4 protein-coding genes and 2 pseudogenes are annotated in these 5,952 nt (G+C 70.1%); 3 read left to right on the top strand and 3 right to left on the bottom strand.

All coding sequences use genetic code 11. The features are described from left to right. The first annotated feature begins 38 nt into the window (after positions 1-38). Both Q8W71_RS32165 and Q8W71_RS32170 read left to right on the top strand, forming a co-directional pair. Positions 39-1,171, top strand: a pseudogene (locus Q8W71_RS32165) (IS3 family transposase). 102 nt (positions 1,172-1,273) lie between these two features. Then, positions 1,274-1,516: a hypothetical protein gene (locus Q8W71_RS32170; RefSeq protein WP_305529400.1), complete on the top strand. Its 243-nt coding sequence runs from the start codon at positions 1,274-1,276 to the stop codon at positions 1,514-1,516. A 98-nt stretch (positions 1,517-1,614) separates the two neighbouring features. On the opposite strand, the gene Q8W71_RS32175 is transcribed toward Q8W71_RS32170, so the two are convergent. Then, a complete protein-coding gene (locus Q8W71_RS32175; RefSeq protein ID WP_305529401.1) occupies positions 1,615-1,845 on the bottom strand; it encodes a DUF6894 family protein in 231 nt (76 codons plus the stop codon). 1,079 nt (positions 1,846-2,924) lie between these two features. Between Q8W71_RS32175 and Q8W71_RS32180 the strand changes: the two genes are divergently transcribed. Beyond that, the gene (locus Q8W71_RS32180) at positions 2,925-3,107 is read left to right on the top strand and encodes a hypothetical protein (protein ID WP_305529402.1); all 183 of its coding nucleotides are present in this window, start codon (positions 2,925-2,927) and stop codon (positions 3,105-3,107) included. A 531-nt stretch (positions 3,108-3,638) separates the two neighbouring features. On the opposite strand, the gene Q8W71_RS32185 is transcribed toward Q8W71_RS32180, so the two are convergent. Together Q8W71_RS32185 and Q8W71_RS32190 are read right to left on the bottom strand one after the other, a co-directional pair. Next, the gene (locus tag Q8W71_RS32185) at positions 3,639-4,412 is read right to left on the bottom strand and encodes a DUF6118 family protein (protein WP_305529403.1); all 774 of its coding nucleotides are present in this window, start codon (positions 4,410-4,412) and stop codon (positions 3,639-3,641) included. Between the two features lie 28 nt (positions 4,413-4,440). Then, positions 4,441-5,952: pseudogene (locus tag Q8W71_RS32190) on the bottom strand (Ti-type conjugative transfer relaxase TraA); the annotation flags it as partial.

Raw genomic sequence — 5,952 nt, forward strand, 5'->3', positions numbered from 1 at the left:
CTGACGGCGGCCAGGATGGCTGCGGATCAGGAGCGACGATGAGCAAGCGTACCCGTCGGAACCACGCCCCGGCCTTCAAGGCGAAGGTGGCTTTGGCCGCCCTGCGCGGCGAGAAGACCCTGGCCGAGTTGGCTCAGCAGTTCGATGTGCATCCCAATCAGATCACGGCCTGGAAAGCTCAGCTTCTCGAAGGGGCAGCCGGGGTGTTCGGAGCCGCGGCCCGGCCGGAGGCAACCCCGGCCATCGACGTGAAGACGCTGCACGCCAAGATCGGCGAGTTGACGCTGACCAACGATTTTTTGTCCGGCGCGCTCGGCAAGGCCGGTCTGCTGAGCGCAAAGCGATGATCGATCGCGAGCACAATCTTCCCATCGCCAAACAGGCCAAGGCGCTCGGGATCAGCCGGGGCAGCGTGTACTACCTGCCGCGTGCGGTCCCGGCGGCCGATCTGGCCGTGATGCGGCGGATGGACGAACTGCATCTCGAACTTCCCTTTGCGGGGAGCCGGATGCTGCGGGATCTCTTGAACAAGGAGGGCATCACGATCGGACGCTGTCATGTCGCGACGCTGATGAAGCGCCTGCGCATCGAGGCGCTCTACCGCAAACCGAACACCTCGAAGCCTGCGCCGGGGCACAAGATCTACCCGTATCTCTTGCGCGGGCTGACCATCGACCGACCTAACCAAGTCTGAGCGATGGATATCACCTACGTTCCGATGGCGCGCGGGTTCGTCTACTTGGCCGTCGTGATCGATTGGTTCAGCCGCAAGGTCCTGTCCTGGCGGGTGTCGATCACGATGGAGGCCGACATCTGCGTCGAGGCCCTGGAGGAAGCGCTCGCCCGGCACGGCAGGCCGGAGATCTTCAACACGGATCAGGGAGCGCAGTTCACCAGCCACGCCTTCACCAGTGTCTTGCTGAAGGCCGGTGTCGCCATCAGCATGGATGGCAAGGGCGCGTGGCGCGACAACATCTTCGTCGAGCGGCTGTGGCGATCGATCAAGTACGAGGAGATCTATCTGCGGGCCTACGACACCGTGAGCACGGCCCGCGCCTCGATCAGCCGGTATCTGACCTTCTACAACGACCGAAGGCCCCATTCGAGCCTTGATCGACGCACCCCCAACCAAGCCTACTTCAACAGGCAGCCGCATCCCGCGGCCGCCTGAACCCGGCAGGACATCCACCTATCCAGGCCCAGGTCGCTGTTCAGACAAACCGAGCCACCTCTCTGGTGCCGTAAAGAGTCCGGCAGCCTCGACGAACTGGTCTTGGCCGAGATCGTGATAGTGCGTGTGAACAGCAGTCCGAACCATCGCCCTCCGCCATCTCGGGAAGCCTCGATTGGCTGGGTCGGCGAGGCGCACGGCGATGTTCGGGTGCATTTCGATCGCCTTGGCCACGTCGAGCCGGTGGCCGGATGCGAGGAGGAACGGCTCAGCACTCTCATCTTTCAGATAGGCATCGACGGCCGCGTTGATCTCGTCGTTCGTGAACGGAGGCTCAAGGGATAGGTCAGGCATGGTCTGTGTGCGAAGGCAGTCCATGCAGCGGCAATCGCCGCAGCATCGGTCCATGTTCCTCCCCTGTGTTGGGCCAGGCCACGGAGCCGCTAAGGCACCGCCACCGACAGGCTGACTCGGGCAGTCATTACCCGCTCGCCGCACTCGTTGTGGGCGTCAGCCCAGAACTCGTTTCGGCCGGGACGCCCACCCTCATCGTGCATGATGGCGGAAAGGGTCTGGCGTAGAACGATCGCCAATGCGTCTAGGTCGGGCAGCTCGATCCCGCCCGGGTCGCTGACTGTGATGCCATCATAGGTCGTGACGAGGTAGCGTGGCATGCGGCTCTCCCGCGGTAGGGCGGGAGCATGAATACTCTCAGCCGCTGGCGCCCGGGTCGCTCAGGCCAACGATGGTGCAACTGTAGATGCGAAACGGGTGCGGTTACCACCACATAGATCAGGTGGCGTTCTCGAGATACGCCCGAGGCACTAGAGCATCGTCCTGAAAGGTGGTCACCGGCTTTCGGAAAAGATGATGCAAATCAAAGGGCTCGCGCATCGTCCTGGATCCAAAATCCAGGACGATGCGCTAGGTTTGTCAGGAGAGCGCGTGAGCTTTATGGCAGGCGACCGTTCGCCGGTGCAGCTCTAGGCGGAAAGTCTCCGAGGAAGCGCGCTCGCTCCCACAGGTGAACGCCGAAGGCACTGATCAACGTTGCCGCGGCGACCCGTGCCTCGTCATCCGTCGCAGCACCGATCACGATCGCGGAGTGGAAATCGCCATCGCGACCGAGATGATAGGCGCGGTAAATGCGCGCGCCGGGCGCGACGGCATCGGAGGAAATGGCTGTAAGCATTGCACAAGCCTGTCCTGTACAGGCTAGCGCGCGCGTCGCTCAGTCACCGGGGCCTGGGGCTATCCGTCCGGCAATGAGGTTACTCTCGCACGAGATGAACATTGAGGGAAGAACCAAGGTCACGCCGCTCGCCGACCAGATCCGAACCGACACGCCGTCGATCCGTCACCGCGTTCGACGTCGCAATCAGCCTGGGGTAGGGTCGTTGATGACCGAAGGCGTTCACCCCATCCGCGAAGCCATCGCGTTCCTGCGCAGCTAAAGCCGCGAGGTTGAGCCCTGGCCCGACGCGCCCACGGTCTGGGTCGTGAATGGGGAGAGCCTCGACGAGCATCAGGTCGTCGCACCGGCACTGCGGCTCGGGCTCACGCAGGCCCCCGATCGCGTGCAATAGCTCATCCAAGCCTCGACGCGATTGATGTGCGCCGCGACTCGGAGTGACCTGGGCCGCCTCCGAAGTAGAATTTATTTTCGTGGCTGAGGATATCTGAGGGATCTCGACGCTTAGGTCATCACGCTCGTGGGCTCGATGGTCCTGCCGCTTGCGGTCTAGGATCTCGCATGTCCCTGATGACGCTGATCGGGCTCGCCCTGACGCTGGGCGGCATCGCAGCCACGCTGACGAGCTACGCCCGCGCTCCGGTCTCGGACCAGTTCTCAGGCTGGAACCTGGCCTTCATGGGCGGCATCAGCCTCGCCGCGCTCGGCGGCCTCGGCATCCTGCTCTCGGCGATGACGGGTTAGGCCCCGCGAGGTACTGCCCGTCATTCTCAAATGACCGACGCGGTGATGATAGCCGCGTTCCCATCCATCCATGCCGCCACGGGCTTTGGAGTGATCCGCCCCCCTGTGAGTGGTCCGCCCTTTGGTATGGCCTGTGGGCCAAGACGAGGACGGACGGATGGGGACGAAGCGACACAAGCCTGAGGACGTGATCGCCAAGCTGCGGCAGGTGGACGTGTTAGTCGGCAAGGGCCAGAGCGTGGCGGAGGCGATCCGCAGTTCGGGTGAGACGGGCGGCGTTTCGGTCGCGCGGGTGAGCAGCGGCCGCGTCGACGGTGCGGCCGCGGACCTTCGCGCCCTGCCCGGGACCGATCCACGCGGGTGCTCGCTCCGGGTCCCCATCGTGCCTCGCTCGTCGTGCGGATCTACCTCTGCCCGGCACGCCCCGCGCTCTATCGCGCCACGCCGAGGGCGCCTGTCAATTCACGACACCCACCCGAGGGAGCGGGTCCGGAACCGGCGTCCCGCGCCGCTGCGCCGAGGCGCCCGCTCCTACGGCGTCGGCACCGGCACGACCACGGTGCAGCGCTGCTCCGTGCCGGCCTTCGCCGCCGCCGCCCCGCATCCCGTCAACGCCTCGCGGTTCGCCTGCACCAGCCGGTGCGCCTCGACCAGGCCCTGCCAGCCCGGCGCGCTCCCCGCCCGCATCAGCGCCGCCCCGGCATCCCACCGATCCGCACCCAGCACCGTCGCCGCCACGCTCAGGCCCACCCCGTCCGGCAGCCCGCGCGGCAGCACCAGCACCGCCAGAACCCCCGCTAGACTCCCCGCCAGGAACGCCGCCCCGCCGACACCGGTCAGCCACCGATCCTGACGTCGCCGTTCCCGCGCCCCGACGAGCCGTTCCGAGAGCTGGCGCTCGACCCGACCCAGATCCCGGGTCTGCCGCTCCAGGCCCTGCGCCGCCGCCCGCACCAGCGACTCACCGCCGTTCGCCAGCATGCGGGCATAGTGCTCCGGGCCCTGCCGCAGCATCGGCGACCGCTCCACCGCCGCCAGACGATCCTCCACCAGGCCCAGCGCCTGCACGATCCGCCCGAGATCGGGGCCGTAGTCCACCGGCGTGCCCTGCTCCTCGAACCGGGCCAGCGCCCCCTCCACGCCCCGGCGGATCGCCGCCATCTCCCGCCCCAGCCCGACCCCCTGACCCTCCACCGTCGCCCGAAGCGCCTCGAACGCCGCCGCCGGGTCGCCCGCCTCCGCCTCGGACGACCCCGCACGGCCGTCCCGCACGCCCGCGACGCTCCCGTCTCGTCCCCGCTCCATGCCGGCTCCTCACATCTCCAGGCCCAGGTCACATCTCCAGGCCCAGATCCTGGCCGCGGCTGCGCTGGACGACCCGCTCCCGCTCGCGGGCCAGCGCCTCCGCACGCACGCGCGCCTCGACGACCGCCCGCTCCTGCGCCGCGGCACGCTCCTGCTCGGCCGCCCGCGCGCGCAGGACCGCACTCGCCTCCGGATCTCCCCCCAGGCTCCGCCCCAGGACCCGCATCCGCCCCTCGACCGCGCCGCGCGCCTCCGCGTGCTCCGCGCCCGGCAGGGCGTCGCGCTGCGCCTCCAGGTCCTGCCAGCGCGCCAGGAACCGGTCCGCCCGCACCGCCGGGTCCGCCAGCGCCGCGCGCTCCCGCTCCAGACCGGCGACCAGCGGCCCGAGCCGGTCGCGACCCGTCCGCTCCACCATCGCCCGCGCCGCCTCCGGGTCGTGCTCCAGGCTCGAGCGCACCAGCGCGTGCGCGCCCGGCCGCACTGTGTCCAGCGCCTGCCCCGCCTCCGCCACCGCCCGCGCGTGCCCCTCCAGCCGCGGCAGCCCGGCCGCCGCGTGCCGCTCGGCCGCACTGTGTGCCCGCGCGTACCGGTCCAGCGCCGCCTCGAACGCCGACAGCGGCTCCAGCCGGTCCGCCGGCCGATCCTCCGGCGACGGGACCTCGCTCGGATCCGGCCGGGCGGCCGCGGCGACCCGCGGGCCGACGCCGAGCCGCAACCCGTCGAACATCCCCCGCGTTCGCGGTGCCGGCTCCCGTCCGGGCGCCGCGGGCTCCGCCTGCGGGCGTGACGCGGGTGGACGCCGCCCCAGCTTCAGCCCGTCGAACATGCTCCGCCGGGGGCGCTCGGCCGCGCTCGCCGCGTCCCGGCCCGGGGCCGCCTCCTCGGCCCGCTCGGGCTGGCGCGGCACTGCAATCTCGCTCGCGATGCCCAGCGCCTCCGCGATCCCGCGTCGCGCCGCGAACGCCTCCGCCGCCGCTTCCCCCGCGCCGGGATAGTCCAGGGTCGTCTCCTTCGCCCCCGAGCGCGACAGCTGCGCCGCCAGCCCGGCCCCGGCCAGCTCGGCCGCGTCCCGCACCCGCCAGCCCTGCCGCGCCCGCTCCGTGCCGTCCGCCGGCCGCACCGCCGCCGAGCCGGTGCGCTCCAGCCCGATCGTCGCCCCGAGCGCCGGCTGCGCCGCGGCCATCGCCCGCTCCAGGTCCGCCCCCCAGCTCGTGCGGCGCGCCCCCGCCGCGTCCTCCAGCGTCACGAAGTAGCTCGCCCGGTTCGCCGGATCGTGCGCGTAGGGGGCACGCCCGTGCGCCACCAGCCGCCCCGCCTCCCGCCCGGCGAACTCGTCCGCCGCCGCGTACAGCCGCGCCGCGTCCCGGTGCCGGGTCATCGCCACGTAGGCCAGGTGCCGGTCCATCGTCGCCGACGCCAGCACGAAGCTCCGGTCCACCGTCGCCCCCTGCGTCTTGTGGATCGTCGTCGCGTAGCCGTGGTCGAACGCCTGATACTCCGCCACCGGCACGCTCACCCGGCGCGCCGCCCCGTCCCGGCC

It is taken from the genome of Methylobacterium amylolyticum, assembly GCF_030700245.1.
Lineage (GTDB): Bacteria > Pseudomonadota > Alphaproteobacteria > Rhizobiales > Beijerinckiaceae > Methylobacterium.